Raw genomic sequence first — 1,332 nt, 5'->3', positions numbered from 1 at the left:
ATTATGCATCGGAATCCTTAACATTCCTGCGTTTCACGCAGGCTGCTTAAGCTCGTCCCTGTAACGCAAAAATCGCGTGTTTTGAACCACGCCCCTTCCGCCGCCTGCTGCTGCGCTTCGAACGCATCAGTGCCGTGCACTACGCGCTCAAGACGCTCGCCTACACGATGATCAACCTGAGGCACTACTGCCGCAGCTGATCGCGGCCCTCAGGGCGGCCTGTCGCTACTTCGCCGGCACATTGCGCCATGGCCGCGCGCGTCGTTACCATGTCGATCACTTCGCAAATCAGACTTCCGCTTCGCGTTGCCTGTCTTGCCAACTCATGCATTTCATGAAACATATGCATTACTGATCAAATGCAACTTCAGTCTGCTTGAAACCCACAATCAGTTGCTCGCCTGCTTGCCAATTCCGTTGACCGCCGCCAGATCGCTTCAACCGAAACTCGCAACCAGTTGTATCAGATTTCACTGACAGCGCAGTACGCGCGACGGACAAACACCGTTGCGATGCCGTACAAACAGCATGGTACCAAGCCTAAACGTTTTTCAGAACCGGCTGATTCCGGCATCGCCGCCCGGGAACGATACTACCGGCATACATGGGGTACCAGTTGCCGGCATCAGCAGCAGGGCATCCAGCACGCTAGCTGGGGCCACCGGGGCAAGAGCGATCAGCGCAATAAAGGTAGCAAGGGGGAAACGATGAGCGGCGATCACCACATCGAACACGCACAGCGCCTAGCGGAAATCGCCGAGGAAATTCCTCCTGGCGCACATCTGAAGACGGACCGCCGTGGCTATGTCCACCATGGCATCTATGTCGGAAACGGCGAGGTGGTGCACTATGTCGGGTTCAAAGGCTTCCTGCGTTGCGGCCCAGTCGAAAAGACGACCCTTGCAGGTTTTGCCAACGGCTTCGGCTTTCGCGTCGAGTCGGGCACGCAGGCAAGGAACATCCAGACGGAAGTCGTACGGCGCGCGACGGCGCGGCTTGGAGAGGACGATTACCGCCTTCTCACCAACAACTGCGAGCACTTCTGCACGTGGTGCCTCTCTGGTGAGAGCCGCAGCGAGCAAGTGGAGGCGCTGCTGAGCCACCCATGGCGTGCGCTGCTGGCTATTGTGGGTGTACTCTGTAGTGCGGCGGGCATGCTGGGTCAGGATCGAACCGAATGCATGGGCGGGCTGAGCAGGCAGGGCTGCGTGCCCAGGCAGCAGTTGAGGGCGCTATAACAACAGCGGAAAGGCGCATGCGGCGAGGGACCACAGTTCCAAGAAGGCAAACGCCACGATCAAGACGCCGATGACGCCCTTGACTACGGCGACC

At 58.8% G+C, this 1,332-nt stretch carries 1 protein-coding gene; it reads left to right on the top strand.

Annotated features, from left to right (window positions below; genetic code table 11):
- Positions 1-707: 707 nt before the first annotated feature.
- Positions 708-1,238 carry a lecithin retinol acyltransferase family protein gene (locus tag A3A5_RS39175; RefSeq protein WP_018312752.1) on the top strand — a complete coding sequence of 177 codons (531 nt, stop codon included), beginning with the start codon at positions 708-710 and terminating at the stop codon, positions 1,236-1,238.
- The last annotated feature ends 94 nt before the right edge of the window (positions 1,239-1,332 follow it).

Origin of the sequence: Cupriavidus sp. UYPR2.512 (assembly GCF_000379565.1) — a bacterium.
Lineage (GTDB): Bacteria > Pseudomonadota > Gammaproteobacteria > Burkholderiales > Burkholderiaceae > Cupriavidus.
The sequence above is the reverse complement of the archived record's forward strand: the minus strand, read 5'-3'. Positions and strand labels throughout refer to the sequence as shown.